Below are 15940 nucleotides of genomic sequence, written 5' to 3' on the forward strand. Positions count from 1 at the left end.
GCCGGACCAGTTCGCGATGATGGCGTCCGAGGCCGACCGGTCCTAGGTCCTGAGCCCTGGGTTCGGGCCCTGGAGCACAATGCCAAGGTGCCAGCTCTCACCATCACCAGCCCCGACGATCCGCGCATCGCTGACTACCGCGCTCTGACCGACGTCGAGTTGCGTACCAAGTGGGAGCCTCCCAACGGCCTGTTCATCGCCGAAGGCGAGCTGGTGATCCAGCGAGCACTGCGAGCCGGCTACGAGCTGCGCTCCGCCCTGGTCGACCAGAAACGCGCCGACCAGCTGACCGGCCTGCCGCCGGAGACCCCGCTCTACACAGCCCCCGCGCCGGTCCTGGAGTCGATCACCGGCTTCCACGTGCACCGAGGCATCCTGGCGTCCTTCCACCGCCGAGCCTTGACTCCGCTGCCCGAGCTGCTGGCAAACGCGAAACGCATCGCCGTCCTGGAGGACCTGAACACCCACACGAACCTGGGCGCCCTCTTCCGCAGCGCCGCCGCCCTGGGCATCGACGCGGTGGTCCTCTCCCCGAGCTGCGCAGACCCTCTCTATCGACGTGCGGTCCGGGTAAGCATGGGCGAGGTCTTCGCCATTCCGTACGCCAAGTCCGACGACTGGCCGCGAACCCTGACGGCGATCCGCGACGCGGGCTTCACCCTGCTGGCCCTGACCCCAGCCGACGACGCGATCCCGCTGCAGCAGCTGACCCCGGCGCAACGAGCCCGCCCTGCCCTGCTGCTGGGCGCCGAGGGCCCAGGCCTGACCCCGCACGCCCTCCTGACAAGCGACGCCCGAGTCTCCATCCCCATGCAAAACGGCGTCGACTCCCTGAACGTGGCCACAGCAGCGGCAATAGCCTTCTGGGAAATCTGCCGCTAACCCCCTCACGCCGCGCCGGGGCGGCAGCTCTCGCTGCGAGGCGTTGCCGCAAATCTTGTGCGGTTCAGCCGTCCCGCCGACCACAAACTCACCACTTCCCGGCGGCCGCCCGTCCCGGGATCTTGAGCGTTTTTCTCCAGCAGGGGGTTGAGGATCGCTCAAGATCCGTGGTGCGCCGGGCGGTATCGCGCCTCGGCTGCGTTGGCGGCCGGGTGGGCTGGTCCTGGCTTGGGGCTGGGGCTTGCTCCCGCCGGATATTTCCGGCACATCCGGCATATGGTGGGGGAGGATGTAACTAACTTTCTCGGAGGGTTTGTCAGTGTCGGCTGGTTCGGGACCGGGCTCCGACCCGCATCTGCTCGCGCTGCTGCGAGCGATCCGGTTGCGCCAGAACGCGCCGGACGCGGCCGCCGCAGGCACCAACGACACCGCCGCCGCGCTGTCCGAGATCGCCGCCCAGCATCGAACCGACCCCCAGCATCGAGCCGACCCCCAGCACTCCGCCGAGGGCCACACGGGAGAACTGCCCGAAAGCGGCCAGCCCCCGACGCCCGGCGCGGACCACCGCTCCAACACCCCCAGCGGCGCGAACTCCCCATCCGGATCCAGCGAGCCCGGCAAATCCAGCGCGCCCGGCAGGTCCACCGCTCCCGGTAAATCCAGCGCGCCCGGCAAATCCAGTGCACCCAGCGCCCCGGCCCGCCGTGGCACCTCGACCCCGGCCACCCTCTCCGACATTTACGAAATGTCAGTAGAGAGCGCCGACTTCGACCACGCCCACCACGCCCATCAGGCCGCCGCTGCCGTCCCCGGCTCCCCGAAGCCTGACGCCTCACCACTGGGAGGCGAATTGTCCCCCGAATCCCGCTTCCCCAACGAGCCCGGCGCCCACCCCCACCGCATCCATCCCACGCCGCCGCCCCGCTCTACCCCGCCGAATCGCCCGCCCGCCGATCGCCAAGGCGCGGGTCACCCCAACCCCAACTCTGAACTTCTCTGGCGCGGCGACCCCGCCACCACCCTGGGCCGCTCCAACCTGGGTGCGAACGCAGCGAAACCGGCCCGCCGTTCCGCTGCTCAGAAAGGCGTCTGGGGCGCGGCCGCCGGCCGGATCAACCCGATCACCGGCGTGAACCCTTCCGGCCCCGCGACACCCGCTCTGCCGGTGCCCGGGCTGGACGCCGTTCGGTCCATCGGTTCTCCAGGCACCGAGTTCCCTCAAGACCCTTCTTTGTACGCCTATCCGCCCCGAACCCCCCAGAATCCGCCCCCGAGACGAGCGGCCCCCGGCGTGGACGGCATGAACCCCGCCGACGACGCCGAGCTCCGTGACACCCAGCGGCTGCTGAGCACCAGTCTCACATTCGCCGGCGGCACCGAGGACGTGGCCGACCGGCTCTGGGTGGCGCTGTACCAGGCCCAACCCGACCTGCTGGCAAGCCTGCCCGGCACCGACAAGACCCAGCGCCTGCAACTGGCCCGGGCACTGACCTGGCTGGCCCACAATCTGGACAACCCGCCCCACGTGGTGTCCGGCTGCGGTGACCTGGGCGCCGCCCTCGCCGAATGCGGCGTCCAGTGGAACCAGCTCCAGCTCGTCGGCGCCGCCCTCGCTGAGGCGATGCGTGCCGGCATGGCGCCGGGCGCGTGGCGTCAGGACTTCGACCATGCGTGGCGCTGGACGTGGCAGCACACCTACGAATGGATCGTGCACGGCGGCACCCTCGCGGCCTATCAGCCCACGGCCTGGGGCGCCGAGGTGATCTCCCACGAGCTGCGCCGCCCCGACCTCGCCGTGATCCGGGTACGCCCCTTCATGCCGATGCCGTACCGCCCAGGCCAGTACGCCCGCGTCGAGGTGGCCGATCAGCCCGGAGTCTGGCGCCCGTTCTCCCTGGCCGGTGCCCCGCACCGGGACGAGACCCTGGAACTGCACGTCCGGGCGAGGTCGTCCACCGGCGTGAGCCACACACTCGTACACAAGACTCGCAAGGGTGACCACATCCGCCTGACCCGTGCGGAGGGCGACATGATGGTGCCGGAGGAGGCCGGGCGCGGCATCCTGATGATCGCCGGCGACACCGGTGTGGCCCCGATGAAGGCGATGCTCGCCCAGGTGGCGGCCACGGCGGACGCCCGCCCGGTGGTGTTGTTCTGGGGCGTACGCGATATTTCCGAATTGTACGACATTGATGACTTGTCGGCGATCGCCCTGCAGGCCCCGAAGGCGAAGGTGGTCCCGGTCGTCTCCGAGGGTAATCCGGGCCCGTACGCATATGGCCTGGTCACCGACGCGGTGGCGGCCTACGGCGAATGGTCCCGCCACGAGGTCTGCGTTGCCGGCCCGCCGCTGATGGTCGCCGCGACGACCGCCGCCCTGGAACACCTGCGAATCTCACCGGCCCGCATCCACCACGACCCACCGGACTGACCGGCCAGGAATCCGGGGCCGGCCAGGAATCAGGGGCCGGCCAGAAGTCAGGGGACGGCGTACCCCGCGATCGACGGCCACCGGACCGTCAGCACCACCGACTCCTCGGCGGCGAGCCAGTTGTGATCCACGCCCCGGCCCCAGACCACGTAGTCACCCTGCTTGTCGAGGACCACGGTGCGCTGCGGGAACTCCATGTGGAAGCAGCCACTGATCAGCACGAGCAGTGCGGTGCGCTCCTCACCGCGTACCCAAGCCGCCCGCCGATCGCCCTGGGGATGGCGACCCCACTTGATCTCGACATCCGTGCTGTGCCGCGCGTCGCCTTCCGGCTTGAAGTGCCCGAGCAGCCAGCCGCGGTCGGCAAGCGCATCCGGATCAGCGTTGCCGACATAGATCCCATCCGTCACGCCCGCCGACGCTACCCGCCCGCCAGGACGGCAATGAGCAGGGCGGGCACCTCCGGCGCCGCGCCCGTCGGGTACGCACAACGCTGCCGCGTGTAAGCGAACACGATCCCCCGCCCGGGATCCGCCAGGGCGTGCGCCCCCGAGGCGCCGCTGTGTCCGAAAGCGTTCACACTCAGCCCCGGGTACCGCAGGTGCTGGACCTCGAAGCCGAGGCCGAAGTGGCGGCGTTCACCGGTCACCCGGTCGAACCCGTCCGACGAGATCGTGGCGAACTCCGTGAGCGTGTGCCGGTCCACCAGCGGCCGCCCGCCGTCGACACCCCAGACCGCAGCCGCGTACATCCTGGCCAGGCCGCGAGCACTGGCGACACAGCCGCCGGAGACCGGGCCGCCGGCGCGTACCTCGGGCAGGTTGATCCAGGAGACCATGTCGGTGGGCGGGCTGGCGTGCAGGTTGAAGGCGATCTCGGTGAGGCTCCCGGCCGGCACCCGAATCCGCTGCGGCGGTGCGAGGACGGGCCGATAACGATCTGCCGAGGAAGAACCGAAGAAAACGTCCGTCCGAATCAGATCATTGAAGAGCGCCACCAGGGTACGCCCGGTCGCGTGCCGTACGACCTCGCCGAGCAGCGCCCCGATCGTGAAGGCGTGGTACCCGTACCCCGAACCGGGCCGCCAGTACGGCTCCTGACGCAACAACCGGCCCGCCATGGCCCGGTCGTCGCGCAGTTCGTCCGGGGTGAACCCGCCGTCCACCCCGATCAGCCCGGCCCGGTGCGCCAGCAGATCGCCCAGGGTCAGCTGGCCGAGGGTGAACTCGGGCCAGTACTCGACGACCCGCCGATCCAGGTCGAGCACACCGTCGGAGACGAGACGGGCCACGACCAGGTACGCCGCGCCCTTGCCCGCCGAGTAGACCCCGGTGAGCGCATCACCGCCGCCCGCGCCGTCCGTCCACAGGTCGGCGACGACACGTCCGCCGGACCACACCACGAGCTGCGAGCCGGGGTCTTCCGGCAACGCGGCGAGCGCGTCCGCCACGGGTGCGAACGCGTCGTCGGTGAAACCCCGTACCGAAAGCACCGTCAGCCGGCCTGGACCGCCTCGTCGAGGAGCTTGCGGTACGCGGGCGGAATGTGGTTCGGCCCGCCCGGCGTGAATACGGTGCTGTGCGAGGCGTCGTCCCAGGCCGAGCCGGGCACCGCGGCACGGAGCGCGACCAGCACCGGGGCGTCGTCGGTGAGCATCGAGAGGGCGACCAGGCACTCCTCGGCCTCGCCGACACATTCGAACGGCTTGTGCGCGCCGACGCCGAGCAGCTCCATGAAGCCGGGAACCTGAGCCTCGTCGGCGAACAGGTCGTGGCCGAAGATGCGCGCGAGCCGCTCGCGGGGCATGTGCGGCGCCATCGCGAGGAACACGAACCGGCACTTCGGACAGTCACCGCACCAGCGAGCCGTGGGGTCGTGAAGTTTAAACGCTTTGTTACAACTGGTAACGACATCGTCGTACGCTGTGTAACTGGCGAACAGCTGGGCGATGTGCAGCTCGGAAAGTGTGCGCAGCAGCGAGAAGTACGGGTCGGCGATGCCGGCGTACGCCGTGACCGCCGCACGCAGCAGCCCCTCGGCCTCGGCACCCTTGGACCACTGGTGGTTGACCTCGTGGCCGTTCCAGATCAGGTTCGGGTCGGAGGCGGAGCGCTCGTTCGACATCACCACCGGACCGAGGCCGTGCAGGACCGCGGTGGCGATCGCGATCAGTGAGTTGATCGCGGTGACCGGGATGTGCCCGTTCAGCGCGCCGGCTTTGTTCAGCTCGAACAGCCGCGGGTCGAGCTTGCGGCGGGCGGCCAGGGCCGGCAGGCCGGAGGCGGCGTTCACGTTCTTGATCACCGGGTTCGGGTTGACCGAGAACGGCACCGGGTCGAGCCCGGCAGCGCGCAGGATCTCCAGGGTGACGATCGAGTCCTTGCCACCACCGACGGCCGACAGCGGCCTTCCCGGCATCTCCGAAATTTCCGCATCGGGCGTCACGCCCGGCACCTCGACGACCAGCGACAACACGTGCGGCAGCTGGTTCCGATAGGCGTACTCAGCCAGCCCGTGCGTGTAAACGGCAGTGAAGAAGGCCGCGACCGCCGGCGGCACGGGACGAGGGGCCACCACCCGGGCGGGCGCGCCCACCTTGTAGTAGCTCACTCCCGCCACCACGTGCAGCAGGTCGAGCACCCGATGAAACGCGTCCGGGACCTCGCCCGGGAACGGCACCGGGAAGGTGATCGTCTCGGTGAAGCTCAGCGGCTCCGGACCGTCCAGCAGGTAGTCGAACGCCGCCACCCCGGTCGTGGGATCGAACGAGTACGAGGGGAAGCGCATGACGTCGAACTGCACCCGGGAACTCCTGTCTTGAGGCCGACGGGCAATATTAGTTCGGTCCCGCGAAGGGACACAGCGACCCGGCTTCCGGGTCAGCCGCCCGGTGAAGGGGAGAGACGTGCGCCTGGAGGATCTGCGTGGCCGCTCGGTCGCGGTCTGGGGCACCGGCCGTGAGGGCCGGGCCGCGGTGACCGCTATCGCGAAGCGCGGCCCCGCCCGGCTGATCGCCGTCGACGACAGCGCCAACTACCTCGCCACGCCGTGGGAGGACGCGTTCGCCGCGCTCGCGCCCCTGGCCGGTGGTGAGCACGCTCAGGCCGCCCTCTACACGGCCGATGTCGTGGTCCGGTCGCCCGGTGTGCCGCTGACCCACCCGTACCTTGTCGAGCTGCGCAACCGAGGCGTCACGGTGACCAGTGGCACCGCGCTGTGGATGGCGGCGAACGCCGCCAAGACCGTCGGCGTCACCGGCAGCAAGGGCAAGAGCACCACGTCCAGCCTGATCAGCCACCTCCTGGCCGCGGTCGGCCAACCCAACGCGTACGGCGGCAACATCGGCATCCCGCTGCTCGACCTGCCCGAATCTGATCTGTACGTGCTGGAGCTCTCCAGTTACCAGTGCGCGGACCTGTCGGACTCGCCGCGCGTCGCGGTGGTCACCTCCCTCTTCCCCGAGCACCTGGACTCGCACGGCAGCGAAGAAGCCTATTACCGCGACAAATTAAACCTCCTTGGGTACGGTCCAGAGCTCATCGTGGTGAACGCCGAGGACGAGCGGCTACGCGACGAGATCCGGCGGGTGATCGACTCCAGCGGCTTCCCGCCGGTGCCGGCGGCCGCCGAGGACTCCCGGTTCCGGGTCGAGGACGGCACCGTCTTCTGCAGCGACGAGCCGCTTTTCCCCAGGTCGGCGCTGACGTTGAAGGGCAAGCACAACGAGCGCAACCTGTCCGTGGCGCTCGCCGTCCTGGACGGTATGGGCGTGGACGTGGTCGGCCGGCGCGACGAGCTGGAGGCAGCGGTCCGCTCGTTCCGGGGCCTGCCGCACCGCCTCACCGAGATCGAGGACGCCTCCGGGCTGACGTTCGTCGACGACACCCTGTCGACAAGCCCGTACTCAGCGATCCACGCCATCGAAGCCTATGAGAACCGGCCACTCACCGTGCTCGTAGGCGGCGCCGACCGAGGCCTGGACTACGCACCGTTACGGGCGTTTCTGGAGCCCCGCACACTGACCGTGATCGGCCTCCCGGACAGCGGCCCCCGCATCCTGTCCGAGCTGGCCACCCTCCCGGGCGTGCGTACCCAGCTAGCCGAGGACCTGTTCGACGCGGTTCGCATCGCCCGCGAGGTGACGCCGGCCGGGGGAGTGGTCCTGCTGTCCCCGGCAGCCCCGAGCTACGGCCGCTTCCGCAACTTCGAACACCGCTCCGAAGCTTTCCTCCAAGCCATAACCGACACCACCAAATAACCCACCCACCCCCTCACCGGCCTCACCAGCCCCCGTCAGTCAGCCCCCACCAGCCCCCGTCAGTCAAGCCCCCACCAGCCCCCGTCAGTCAGCCCCCACCAGCCGCCCAGACCCGGCCGGCGCTGAGGGCTGCCGGCTGCACGCCACGGCGACCGTGAGCGTCAGCCGGGGGCGGAGCGGCGGGCGGTCTGGCTGGCGGCTGTGGTTGGCGGCTGTGGCTGGCGGCTGGACGTTGTGGCGGCCGTAAGCGTCAGCCCGGGCTTTGGGGTGCGGGTTCGTGGCGGGGAATCGGCGCGACGGCGGGCGGCTGGGGCGGCTCGGGCTGGACCCGGTTGGGCACTCTCCGTGATGGGTTGGCTCCGGAGGGGTGACCACTGACTCGGGCGGCGGCTGCATGATCGGCTGGGGTTGCAGGTGGCCGGCCTGGGCGGCGAAGGTTTTGTGGCTGCTTTTGGCCAGCCTCCGTCACGCGTACGAGAAATTTTTTGATTTTGTTTCCTGCGTGACGGTGAGGTTTCGGCGCGTCACGGAGATCGGCTGAACGGACTAGCTCGCGTAGGCCGAACGGGCTCAAGCCTATCGGTCGAAAAGGCTATGACAAAACGGGCGTTACGCGGACATGTGATGGCGGACACATCGTAAGGGTTATTTGCTGATTGATGGACGTCATCTGCCCTCTCCGAAACATCAGTTCATTGCCGCAGGTCAGGTAACGGTTTGAAAACTTCGACCACAGCCTTGACACAGGGGGCCGTTTAGTAAGAACTTTTACCGCGACAGTAAACAGTCCTTCCTGAAAGGGTGTCCGATGGCTGAGCCGGAGATGGACGGCATCGCGTGGAGCGCGACCGCCGACTCGCTGGTTCGCGACGCCCGCAACGGAAGCGACCGGGCCCACGCGAACGTGACGGTGCACAGGACGCCGAATGCGATCGGCGGGGACCACCCGTCGGACGGTGTTCTGCTGCGGGTGCGCTCGCTGCTGCCGGAGTTCACCGGCGCGCTGCAGCGAGTCGCCGAGCAGGTGCTCACCGACCCGGCCGCCGCATCGCGGGCCACCATCGTCGAGCTCGCCGAGCGCAGCGGAACGTCGCCCGCGACGGTGACCCGGTTCTGCCGCGCGGTGGGATTCGACGGTTACGCGGACCTTCGCCTCGGCATCGCGGCGGAGACCGGCCGGGCGCGCTCGGCCGGCTGGCACGTGGACATCGGCCGCGAGATCCAGCCGAACGATCCGCTGGAGCGGGTCCTAGGCCAGATCATGGCGGCCGACACCCGGGCCATGCACGACACCGCTTCGCTGCTCGATCTGAGCGAGGTGGAGAGGGCCGCGGTGGCGATCGCCGCCGCGCCTCGCGTGAACATCTTCGGCGCCAGCGGAAGTGCGCTGGTCGGCGAGGAGATGCAGTTCAGTCTGCACCGCATCGGCATCCCGGTGTGGGCTTGGACCGACGTGCACAACGGTCTGGCCAGCGCCGCGTTGTCCCGGCCCGGCGACGTCGCGCTCGGTATCTCGCACAGTGGCGAGACCGGCGAGACGATCGAGCTGCTCGCGGAAGCGAACAGCCGGGGCGCCACCACCATCGCGCTCACCAGCTTCCCACGCTCACCGCTGGCCGAGCTCGCCGACATCGTCCTGCTCACCGCCACACAAGCGACGACCTTCCGGCCGGACGCGCTCAGCGCCCGGCATCCCCAGCTGGTCGTCCTCGATCTTCTTTACGTCGCCGTCGCTCAACGGACCCACGAGCGCTCGCACGCGGCCTTCCAGCGCACCGCGAAAGCGGTGCACGGACATAAGGCCGCGAAAGACAGCTGAACCCTTCTCAAAATTGAAATTCCTTCCGGGAGGAAAAGTGAAGCGCAAGATTGCGGTGGCCGCGGCCCTCGCCGCGACGCTGTTCGGCGCCGCCGCGTGCGGCGGTTCGTCCGATTCCGATGAAGGCGCGACCTCGGCCAACGCCACGGTCGACGGCAAGGGCAAGACCCTCAAGGTCTGGCTCATGGTCGACGCCGAGACCGCGTGGAAGGGTGTCGTCGACGACGCCACCCAGCGGTTCACCGCCGCCACCGGCGCGCAGGTGAACGTCGAGTACCAGCAGTGGGCCAACCACCTCACCAAGCTGGACGCGACGCTGGCCGGCACCGACGTCCCGGACGTGGTCGAGCTCGGCAACACCGAGTTCTCCAAGTACGTCTTCAACGGCGGCTTCGCCGAGCTCAACAAGGGTGACTTCGAGAACTCGGACACCTGGCTGACCGGTCTCTCCGGCGCCTGCGAGCTGGACGGCAAGACCTACTGCGTGCCGTACTACGCCGGTGCCCGCGTGCTGATCTACCGCACCGACCTCTTCAAGGCGGCCGGCATCGCCGACGCCCCGAAGACGTACGCGGACTTCCTCTCGGCCGCCGACAAGCTGCAGACGGCGAACGCGAAGGACAAGAAGTTCAGCGCGTTCTACATGCCCGGCCAGTACTGGTACGCCGCGATGTCCTGGGTCAAGTCGAAGGGTGGCGAAATCGCCACCAAGGACGGCGACAAGTGGACCGGCCAGCTCTCCTCGCCGACCTCGCAGGCCGGCCTGCAGGAGTGGGTCGACGTCGTCAAGAAGTACTCGAAGGCTGACGTCACCAAGAACGAGAACGAGCAGGCGGGCATCTTCTCGCAGGGCTCGGGCGGCATGTTCTACGGCAACGGCTGGGAGCAGGGTTCGGCCGAGGAGGTCCGTAAGGACCCGAACGACCCGACCTCGCCGCTCGTCCCGACCAAGGTGAAGGGCAAGCTGGCCGCCGCGCCGATGCCGGAGATCCCCTCCTTCCTCGGTGGCTCGAACCTGGGCGTGACCCAGAAGAGCGAGAACAAGGAGCTGGCCGCGCAGTGGATCAAGGCCTTCACCGACGCCAAGTCGATGGAGGGCCTGATCAAGGCCAACGCGCTGCCGAACTCGACCGCGCTGCTGGACAAGGCCGCCGAGAACCCGGCGATCGCCACCGCCGCGCTCGCCGCGAAGTCGAGCTGGTTCCCGCCGAACGCCGAGAAGTGGGCCGACGTGGAGAAGGCCAGCATCCTGCAGACCATGCTGACCGACATCCTCACCGGTAAGAAGACGGTCGCCGACGGCGCCAAATGGGCCGACGAGCAGATCAACGCCACGCTCAACGAGGCCTGATTCGCCGCACCGCCCGCCTCGGTGCCAACCGGGGCGGGCGGTACGCCTGGAGGGATCACTGATGTACGCCGTCGAGACGCCGCCTTTGCAAAAAGAGCCGGTTCCGTCGCAGCCCCGGAGGGCGAACCGGGTTCGCCGCCGCAGCCAGCGTGAGGCTCGTACCGCCTGGTTGCTCTCCCTGCCCACGCTGCTGATCCTGGTCGCGCTGCTGGCTTACCCGCTGTACCGCATGATCGTTCTGTCGTTCCAGAACATGCGGCTGCGGGAACTGATCACCGGACTGACCCCGCCGTGGGTCGGCTTCGACCAGTACACGAAGGCGCTGACCGACGGTGTCTTCTGGGGTGTCGTGGCGCGTACCGCGGCCTTCACCGTCGTGAGCGTCACGATCTCGGTCCTGGTCGGCCTCGGCATCGCGCTGCTGATGCGCCGGGTGCACGCCAAGGTCCGGCTGTTCATGATGATCGCGATGATGTTCGTCTGGGCGCTGCCCCAGCTGGTCGCCGCGCAGGCGTTCCGCTGGCTGACCGACTCCGACTTCGGGGTCCTGAACTACCTGATCGACAAGATCCCCGGGGTGGACTTCGCGAACCACAGCTGGTTCGTCAACCCGTGGGAGGGCTGGGCCGTGATCACCACGCTGGTGGTCTGGGCCGGCATCCCGTTCCTGGCGATCTCGCTGAGCGCGGGGCTCACCCAGGTGCCGAAGGAGCTGCTCGAAGCGGCCACGGTCGACGGGGCCTCGTCCTGGCAGGCGCTGCGCAACATCACGCTGCCGATCCTGAAGCCGCTGCTGACCATCGTCACCACTCTTTCGGTGATCTGGAACTTCGGCCTCTTCACCCAGAACTGGGCACTGCGCGACAGTCATCCGGAACCGGTCTACCAGACCCTGGCGACGTACTCGTACACCCAGGCGTTCGGGCAGTCCCGGTACAGCTACGGCTCGGCGATCTCGGTGATCACCGTGCTGATCATGCTCGGCGTGATGGTGTTCTACATCCGCCAGATGTTCAAGATCGGAGAGGTGGACTGATGGCACGCCACGACGAGGGCGTCGTCACCGTCGGACGCAGCCGGGCCGGCACGATCGCGGCGAACGCCACCGGCATCATCTTCGGCGTACTCATGATCTTCCCGGTGTACTGGGTGCTGAACACGGCGTTCAAGCCGGACAGCGAGGTACGCAGCTTCACGCCGACGTTCCTGCCGCAGAGCCCGACCCTGGACAACTTCAGGTCGGCGCTGGGTGAGGAGCTCTTCATCCCCAGCATGATCAACGGCTTGATCATCACGGCCATGGCGGTCGCGGCCGCGCTGGTCGTCGGCTTCCTGGCGGCGCTCGCGATCGCCCGATTCAGCTTCTACGGCCGTAAGGCGATCATCCTGGTCGTCCTGGCCGTGCAGCTGGTCCCGTTCCTGGCGCTGCTCATCCCGCTGTTCCTGATGCTGCAGCGGGCTCAGCTCACCAACACCCTGCCCGGCGTGGCCCTGGTCTATCTGGTGCTGCTGCTGCCGTACACGGTGTGGACCCTGCGTGGATTCATCTCCGGCATCCCCCGGGAGCTGGACGAGGCCGCGATGATCGACGGCTGCACCCGGGCACAGGTGTTCTGGAAGATCATCCTTCCGCTCACCGGCCCCGGACTTGTCGCCACCAGTGTCTACGGGTTCATCCAGGCGTGGAACGAATTCATCATCATCAACACGCTGAACAGCCCGCAGAAACAGAACCTGATGGCCTGGCTGCTGTACAACCAGACCGAACGCGGTACCGCCTGGGGCCCCCTCATGGCCGGTGCGATCATCACGTCGATCCCCGTGGTGGTCTTCTTCTTGATCATTCAACGCAACATCGCTACAGGTCTGACGGCCGGCGCCGTCAAGGGTTGATTTCGAAGGGGTTTTCGTCATGTCGGACATAACAGGATCTGAACTCGACCGCCGTACCCTGCTCCGCCGCGCGGCCGCGGTCGGCATCGCTGCCACCCCGGCGGTGGGCATGCTCTCCGCCTGCGTCGGCGGCGGGGCTGACGAGGACACTCCCGAGCAGGCGACGGGTGAGAAGTCGGCGGACAACCCGCTCGGCATCGACCCGAAGACCGGCATCGAGATCGTGATCTTCGACGGTGGCCTCGGCACCAAGTACGCCACCGACGTGGACACCCCGCTGTACAACTCCAAGTGGCCGGACTCCAAGGTGACGTACTCCGCCACCCAGGAGGTCTCCACTGTCGTCCAGCCCCGGATCAACGCGGGCGACGCGCCCGACATGATCAACAACTCGGGCTCGAAGCTGATGGACTTCGGCGCGGTCGTCAACGCCGGCCAGGCGCAGGACCTCACCGAGCTGTTCGCCGCCCCGTCCTTCGACATCGCCGGCAAGACGGTCGCCGAGACGCTGGTGCCGGGCGCGATCGAGCAGGGCACGTACAACGGCAAGCCGTACGCGGTGAACTACGCGTACACGGTCTTCGGCCTCTGGTACAACAAGGCGCTGTTCACCAAGAACAACTGGACCGTGCCGGAGACCTGGGCCGACTTCACCGCCCTGCTCGCCAAGATCAAGGCCGCCGGCATCACGCCGTACGGCTACGCGGGCGCCAACGCGTCGTACTACCAGGTCCGGGCGATCCTGACCAGCGCCGGCAAGATCGGTGGCGAGCAGGTCCTCAAGGACATCGACAACCTGAAGGCCGGCGCCTGGAAGAACGACGCCATCGTCAAGGCTGCCGCTGCCTGGGCCGAGGTCGGCAAGACCTACCTGGACAAGAGCTTCCTCGGTCTCAAGCACACCGAGATCCAGCTCCGCCAGAACCAGGACAAGCTGGCCTTCTACCCGTGTGGCTCCTGGCTGGAGAACGAGCAGGCCAAGGACACCCCGCCGGGCTTCGAGTACGCGGTTGCCCCGTACCCGAGCGTGACCACCTCGGACGTCCTCCCGGCGGCCGCACTGAACGCCGCGGCCGGCGAGATCTACTTCGTCGCGGCCAAGGGCAAGAACCCGCGCGGTGGCATGGAGTACCTGCGCACGATGCTCTCCAAGGAGGCGGCGCTGGGCTTCACCAAGCTCACCAAGTCGCTTACCGTGGTGGCGGGCGCTGCCGACGGGGTGACCATCTCGCCCGGTCTGACCAGCGCGAACGACGCTGTCGGCAAGGCCGGCAAGGACATCTTCATGGGTTACCTGTTCGACACCTGGTACAAGAAGCTGGACGACGAGTCCCGCTCCGCGGCCAACGACCTGATGTTCAAGGATTACGACGCGCAGAAGTTCGCGGACCGGATGGAGGCTGCTTCCCAGGCGGTCGCCTCGGACACCTCGGTCACCAAGTTCACCCGCAGCTGATCTCAAGGTAGGTAGCGCGCCATGCGGCACGGCAAGTATCCCTTCATCATCGGCTTCCTTGCCGTGCCGGTGGCTCTGTACGCCACCTTTGTCGTCGCGGCGTACCTGCAGACGTTCCAGCTGGCCTTCACCAGCTGGTCCGGTCTGGGCCCGATCAAGTACATCGGCTTCGACAACTTCGAGCGGCTCTGGAACGACGACCTGTTCTGGCGCTCGGTCGGGCACAACCTGTACCTGCTGATCCTGCTGCCGATCATCACGATCGCGATCGCCCTGGTCTTCGCGTTCCTGTTGAACGCCGGCGGCGGCTCTCATGGCGGCCGGACCAGGGGCATCGCCGGCTCCAAGATCTACCGGGTGATCTTCTTCTTCCCGCAGCTGATGGCGCTCGCCATCGTCGCGGTGATCTTCGGCCGGGTGTTCTCCACCGACGAGAGCGGCATGCTCAACGGCCTCTTCCCGGCGTCCTGGTCGCCGTGGCTCTTCCTGGCCGACGAGCGGTGGGCGCTGACCTGCATCCTCGCCGTGATGGTGTGGCAGGCGGTCGGCTTCTACGTGGTGCTCTTCTCGGCCGGCATGGGCTCGATCGAGCAGGAGGTCTACGAGGCCGCGGCACTCGACGGCGCCAACCGGATCACGCTCTTCTTCAAGATCACGATCCCGCTGCTCTGGAACACCCTGCAGGTCGCCTGGGTCTACCTGGGTATTGCCGCGTTCGACGCGTTCGCGCTGGTCAACATCATGTCGGTGGACCGGGGTGGTCCGGACGGCGCAACCTCGGTGCTGTCGATGATGATCTACCGGAACGCCTTCGAGTACTCGCAGGCCGGTTACGCCTCGGCCCTCGGTGTGGCGCTCTTCTTCCTGACCCTGACGTTCGCCGCGCTGACCCTGCGGGTCACCCGGCGGGAGGCACACTGATGACTACCACTACTGATGCCCCCGCCGTTCCGGTCGCCGCTTCATCAGTTGAACGGAAAAAGCGCGAAATAAGCCCGCTTAACGGGCTTGCGCATATTGCTCTCTTCGCTTGGGCGGTCGCCACGGCCGGTCCGCTCATCTGGGTCATCCTGGCGTCCTTCAAGAGCAACACCGAGATCTTCCTGGGCAAGCCGTTCGCCCTGCCATCATCGTTCTCGTTCACGACGTACGTCAGCGCCTGGAACGAGGCCAACATCGGGCAGTACTTCCTGAACAGCGTCTTCGTCGTCGCCATCAGCACGGCCGGGACCATGCTGTTCGGCTCGATGGCGGCGTACGTGCTGGCCCGGTACCAGTTCAAGGGCAACCGGTTCCTGTACTACCTGTTCGTCTCCGGCCTGGCGTTCCCCACGTTCATGGCGATCACCCCGCTCTTCTTCATTCTCAAGAACCTCGGGCTGATCAACACGTTCACCGGGCTGATCCTGGTGTACATCGCGTATTCGCTGCCGTTCACCGTCTTCTTCCTGGCGGCGTTCTTCAAGTCGCTGCCGAACGAGATCGACGAGGCGGCCACCGTCGACGGCGCGTCGCACACCCGGAAGTTCTTCCAGATCATGATGCCGATGGCGAAGTCCGGCCTGGTCAGCATCACGATCTTCAACATCGTCGGCCAGTGGAATCAATATCTGTTGCCGGTCGCGATCATGCAGGGCGCCGGTGCCGACTCGAAGTGGGTGCTCACCCAGGGCATCGCGAACATCAGCGTGCAGGCCGGTTACCACGCCCAGTGGTCCACGCTGTTCGCCGCGCTCACCCTGACGATCCTGCCGATGATCGTGGTCTACGGGATCTTCCAGCGGCAGATCCAGGCGGGCCTCACCGCCGGCGCCGTGAAGTAAGAATTTTGTCGTACCGCGGGCGCAGAA

Annotated in this window: 13 protein-coding genes; 10 read left to right on the forward strand and 3 right to left on the reverse strand. The window is 67.6% G+C overall.

Translation table 11 applies throughout. The features are described from left to right. Positions 1-87: 87 nt before the first annotated feature. Together ACQP2E_RS08785 and ACQP2E_RS08790 are read left to right on the forward strand one after the other, a co-directional pair. Positions 88-882: a TrmH family RNA methyltransferase gene (locus ACQP2E_RS08785; RefSeq protein ID WP_433829660.1), complete on the forward strand. Its 795-nt coding sequence runs from the start codon at positions 88-90 to the stop codon at positions 880-882. Between the two features lie 319 nt (positions 883-1201). Continuing rightward, a complete protein-coding gene (locus ACQP2E_RS08790) occupies positions 1202-3313 on the forward strand; it encodes a flavohemoprotein (protein WP_433829662.1) in 2112 nt (703 codons plus the stop codon). A gap of 47 nt (positions 3314-3360) precedes the next feature. On the opposite strand, the gene ACQP2E_RS08795 is transcribed toward ACQP2E_RS08790, so the two are convergent. The 3 genes from ACQP2E_RS08795 to ACQP2E_RS08805 are packed head-to-tail and all read right to left on the reverse strand — an operon-like array spanning position 3361 to position 6100. Then, positions 3361-3723 carry a signal peptidase I gene (locus ACQP2E_RS08795; RefSeq protein WP_433829664.1) on the reverse strand — a complete coding sequence of 121 codons (363 nt, stop codon included), beginning with the start codon at positions 3721-3723 and terminating at the stop codon, positions 3361-3363. 11 nt (positions 3724-3734) lie between these two features. Beyond that, entirely contained in the window at positions 3735-4805 is a 1071-nt protein-coding gene (locus ACQP2E_RS08800; RefSeq protein ID WP_433829666.1) for a serine hydrolase domain-containing protein, read from the reverse strand. A gap of 2 nt (positions 4806-4807) precedes the next feature. Beyond that, positions 4808-6100 carry a hypothetical protein gene (locus tag ACQP2E_RS08805; protein WP_433833856.1) on the reverse strand — a complete coding sequence of 431 codons (1293 nt, stop codon included), beginning with the start codon at positions 6098-6100 and terminating at the stop codon, positions 4808-4810. A 118-nt stretch (positions 6101-6218) separates the two neighbouring features. Here ACQP2E_RS08805 and murD point away from each other — a divergent pair, with 118 nt between their 5' ends. The 8 genes from murD (at position 6219) to ACQP2E_RS08845 (ending at position 15913) form a co-directional block, all read left to right on the forward strand. Then, entirely contained in the window at positions 6219-7571 is a 1353-nt protein-coding gene (gene murD / locus ACQP2E_RS08810) for a UDP-N-acetylmuramoyl-L-alanine--D-glutamate ligase (RefSeq protein WP_433829668.1), read from the forward strand. Positions 7572-8379: 808 nt separating this feature from the next. Beyond that, a complete protein-coding gene (locus ACQP2E_RS08815) occupies positions 8380-9390 on the forward strand; it encodes a MurR/RpiR family transcriptional regulator (protein WP_433829670.1) in 1011 nt (336 codons plus the stop codon). A 37-nt stretch (positions 9391-9427) separates the two neighbouring features. Further along, a complete protein-coding gene (locus ACQP2E_RS08820) occupies positions 9428-10741 on the forward strand; it encodes an extracellular solute-binding protein (RefSeq protein WP_433829672.1) in 1314 nt (437 codons plus the stop codon). Between the two features lie 61 nt (positions 10742-10802). After that, positions 10803-11777: a carbohydrate ABC transporter permease gene (locus ACQP2E_RS08825; RefSeq protein ID WP_433829674.1), complete on the forward strand. Its 975-nt coding sequence runs from the start codon at positions 10803-10805 to the stop codon at positions 11775-11777. After that, positions 11777-12634, forward strand: coding sequence for a carbohydrate ABC transporter permease (locus ACQP2E_RS08830; RefSeq protein WP_433829676.1), 858 nt, complete (start codon positions 11777-11779; stop codon positions 12632-12634). The genes ACQP2E_RS08825 and ACQP2E_RS08830 overlap by 1 nt, the downstream gene beginning before the upstream one ends. 19 nt (positions 12635-12653) lie before the next feature. Then, positions 12654-14090 (forward strand): N-acetylglucosamine/diacetylchitobiose ABC transporter substrate-binding protein, encoded by a 1437-nt coding sequence (gene ngcE, locus ACQP2E_RS08835; protein WP_433829678.1) that lies wholly within the window; start codon positions 12654-12656, stop codon positions 14088-14090. 21 nt (positions 14091-14111) lie between these two features. Beyond that, complete coding sequence (locus ACQP2E_RS08840) at positions 14112-15011, forward strand: carbohydrate ABC transporter permease (RefSeq protein WP_433829680.1); 900 nt, start codon at positions 14112-14114, stop codon at positions 15009-15011. Continuing rightward, positions 15011-15913: a carbohydrate ABC transporter permease gene (locus ACQP2E_RS08845; protein WP_433829682.1), complete on the forward strand. Its 903-nt coding sequence runs from the start codon at positions 15011-15013 to the stop codon at positions 15911-15913. Before ACQP2E_RS08840 ends, ACQP2E_RS08845 begins: the two co-directional genes overlap by 1 nt. Positions 15914-15940 lie beyond the last annotated feature (27 nt).

Source organism: Actinoplanes sp. CA-015351 (genome assembly GCF_050955685.1).
Classification (GTDB): Bacteria; Actinomycetota; Actinomycetes; order Mycobacteriales; family Micromonosporaceae; genus Actinoplanes.

Bases quoted from the DNA above. Each gene is read 5' to 3' on its own strand.
- ACQP2E_RS08805 (WP_433833856.1), bottom strand. From the start codon at position 6,100: ATGCGCTTCCCCTCGTACTCGTTCGATCCCACGACCGGGGTGGCGGCG.
- ACQP2E_RS08815 (WP_433829670.1), top strand. From the start codon at position 8,380: ATGGCTGAGCCGGAGATGGACGGCATCGCGTGGAGCGCGACCGCCGAC.
- ACQP2E_RS08825 (WP_433829674.1), top strand. From the start codon at position 10,803: ATGTACGCCGTCGAGACGCCGCCTTTGCAAAAAGAGCCGGTTCCGTCG.
- ACQP2E_RS08830 (WP_433829676.1), top strand. From the start codon at position 11,777: ATGGCACGCCACGACGAGGGCGTCGTCACCGTCGGACGCAGCCGGGCC.
- ngcE (WP_433829678.1), top strand. From the start codon at position 12,654: ATGTCGGACATAACAGGATCTGAACTCGACCGCCGTACCCTGCTCCGC.
- ACQP2E_RS08840 (WP_433829680.1), top strand. From the start codon at position 14,112: ATGCGGCACGGCAAGTATCCCTTCATCATCGGCTTCCTTGCCGTGCCG.
- ACQP2E_RS08845 (WP_433829682.1), top strand. From the start codon at position 15,011: ATGACTACCACTACTGATGCCCCCGCCGTTCCGGTCGCCGCTTCATCA.